This window comes from Mariniradius sediminis (genome assembly GCF_021491425.1).
In the GTDB taxonomy this organism is placed as follows: domain Bacteria; phylum Bacteroidota; class Bacteroidia; order Cytophagales; family Cyclobacteriaceae; genus Mariniradius; species Mariniradius saccharolyticus.
On sequence record NZ_JAKEVZ010000033.1, the window covers coordinates 1 to 3,166 of the forward strand.

Genomic DNA, 3,166 nt, shown 5'->3' on the forward strand with positions numbered 1-3,166 from the left:
AAACCGAATATGCGGCGGGCCCCTTGCCGCGGAGCGATCCGCGGGTTGGGGTCCCGTCGGGCGCCGTGCCCGGCAAAAGGGGGCACGGCGCGAAGCAAGTAGAGAAGGGCGCACGGGGGATGCCTGGGCTCCACGGGGCGAAGAAGGACGTGCCAAGCTGCGAAAATCCGCGGGGACCCGCAAGGGGGATCGATCCGCGGGTGTCCGAATGGGGCAACCCATCCCGCGAGGGATATCCCGGCTGATGCCGGGAGGCGAACCCGCCGAACTGAAACATCTAAGTAGGCGGAGGAAGAGAAAACAACAGTGATTCCGTGAGTAGCGGCGAGCGGAAGCGGAACAGCCCAAACCCGGGCGGTCAAGGCCGTCCGGGGGTAGTAGGACCCGCGTGGTCCCGCGCGAATGCGACCCGAAGCGCCTGGGAAGGCGCGCCGCAGGGGGTGATAGTCCCGTAGGGGAAGCATGGACGCGGGCGCGGGTATCCTGAGTAGGCCGGGACGGGAGGAATCCCGGCTGAATCCGCCGGCACCATCCGGCAAGGCTAAATACTGCGTGGAGACCGATAGTGTACCAGTACCGTGAGGGAAAGGTGAAAAGTACCGTGAACAACGGGGTGAAACAGAACCTGAAACCGTGCGCCTACAAGCGGTCGGAGTCCCTTAGGGGATGACGGCGTGCCTTTTGCATAATGAGCCTACGAGTTGCTCCTCGCCGGCGAGGTTAATTCCGTTGACGGAAGGAGCCGGAGCGAAAGCGAGTCCGAAGAGGGCGTCGAGTCGGCGGGGGCAGACGCGAAACTTTGTGATCTACCCATGGGCAGGCTGATGCTGCGGTAACGCGCAGCGGAGGGCCGAACCGATAAGCGTTGAAAAGCTTCCGGATGACCTGTGGGTAGGGGTGAAAGGCCAATCAAACTGAGAAATAGCTCGTACTCCCCGAAATGCCTTTGGGGGCAGCGTCGGTGTTGGGGCCGCGGAGGTAGAGCTACCGATAGGACTAGGGGGAGTCGCATCCTACCAAATCCTGACGAACTCCGAATGCCGCGGCCTTTTGCCGGCAGTGAGGGCCGGGGTGCTAAGGTCCCGGTCCGAGAGGGAAAGAACCCGGACCCGCCGCTAAGGCCCCTAAATCCGCGCTAAGTTGGGCAAAGGCGGTCCAGCTGCAGAGACAGCCAGGAGGTTAGCTTGGAAGCAGCTATTCCTTTGAAGAGTGCGTAACAGCTCACTGGTCGAGCGGCAGGGCGCCGATGATAAACGGGCATCAAGCGCGGTGCCGAAGCGAGGGACTGCATTGGTGCAGTGGTAGGGGAGCATTCCAAACCGCGGCGAATGCGCATGGCGATGTGCGCTGGAGCGTTTGGAAAAGCAAATGTAGGCATGAGTAACGACAAGGCCGGCGCGAAACCGGCCCACCGATAGACCAAGGTTTCCTGATCAACGCTAATCGGATCAGGGTCAGTCGGGGCCTAAGGCGCACCCGTCTAGGGGAGGCCGATGGACAACTGGTCAACATTCCAGTACACCGCGCGCGATGGAAGCGACGCGTCCGTGTACCCGGTGCGCACTGACGGAATAGTGCGTTGAACCGCGCGGAAGCGCGGGATAGTACGCGGGGGCCACGGCCGAAGCGACAATCCGGGGAGGCGGGCGCCAAGAAAAGCGAGCGCGCGGTCCCGTACCGCAGACCGACACAGGTGGTCAAGGAGAGTATCCTGAGGTGCTCGGGTGAATCATGGCCAAGGAACTCGGCAAAATTGCCCTGTAACTTCGGGAGAAGGGGCGCCCCCTGCGAGGGGGGCCGCAGTGAAGAGGCCCAGGCGACTGTTTAGCAAAAACACATGGCTTTGCGAACCCGGAAGGGGAAGTATAAGGCCTGACACCTGCCCGGTGCCGGAAGGTTAAGAGGGGATGTCACCGCAAGGGAAGCATTGAATCGAAGCCCCGGTAAACGGCGGCCGTAACTATAACGGTCCTAAGGTAGCGAAATTCCTTGTCGGGTAAGTTCCGACCTGCACGAATGGTGTAACGATCTGGGCGCTGTCTCGGCCATGAGCCCGGTGAAATTGTAGTCACGGTGAAGATGCCGTGTACCCGCAACGGGACGGAAAGACCCCATGAACCTTTACTGCAGCTTAGCGTTGGTGCCGGGCGGACGGTGTGTAGGATAGGCGGGAGGCCGTGAACGGGAGTCGCCAGGCTTTCGGGAGCCGCTGTTGAAATACCGCCCTCCGTCCGTCTGGCCCCTAACCCCCCGAGTGGGGGGACACCGCTTGGCGGGTAGTTTGACTGGGGTGGTCGCCTCCAAAAGGATAACGGAGGCTTCCAAAGGTACCCTCAGCACGCTTGGTAACCGTGCGCGGAGTGCAATGGCATAAGGGTGCTTGACTGTGGGGCCGACAAGCCGAGCAGGGTGGAAACACGGGCATAGTGATCCGGCGGTACCGCATGGAAGGGCCGTCGCTCAAAGGATAAAAGGTACTCTGGGGATAACAGGCTGATCTCCCCCAAGAGCTCATATCGACGGGGAGGTTTGGCACCTCGATGTCGGCTCGTCACATCCTGGGGCTGGAGAAGGTCCCAAGGGTTCGGCTGTTCGCCGATTAAAGTGGCACGCGAGCTGGGTTCAGAACGTCGTGAGACAGTTCGGTCCCTATCTGTTGCGGGCGTGGGAAGTTTGGGGAGCTCCGACCTTAGTACGAGAGGACCGGGTCGGACCGACCGCTGGTGTGCCGGCTGTGGTGCCAACCGCACCGCCGGGTAGCCACGTCGGGAAGGGATAAGCGCTGAAAGCATCTAAGTGCGAAACCCCCTCCGAGATGGGACTTCCACAGAGGGCCGTCGGAGACGACGACGTCGATAGGCCGCAGGTGTAAAGCCAGCGATGGCAAAGCCGAGCGGTACTAATAGCCCGAGAGCTTGCGTCCGCGGGACCGCCGCATATTCGGAAAGGCATGTCATGTTGAGGCTTGAGACACAAGACACAAGACTCAGGACAGAAGATATTTTCCCCGAAAGGGGGCTGTGACAGGCCATACGTGGCACATGGTACAGAAAGACTAGGCGGCCGAGCGCAGGGGCCCCACCTCTTCCCATCCCGAACAGAGAAGTTAAGCCCTGCAGCGCCGATGGTACTGGGGTCGCACCCGGGAGAGTAGGCCGCCGCCACA

Annotated in this window: 2 rRNA genes; both read left to right on the top strand. The window is 61.5% G+C overall.

The features are described 5' to 3' along the window. Positions 1-92 precede the first annotated feature (92 nt). Positions 93-2,923, top strand: a 23S ribosomal RNA gene (locus L0U89_RS20090). Positions 2,924-3,058: 135 nt separating this feature from the next. After that, positions 3,059-3,164 (top strand): 5S ribosomal RNA (gene rrf / locus L0U89_RS20095). Positions 3,165-3,166 lie beyond the last annotated feature (2 nt).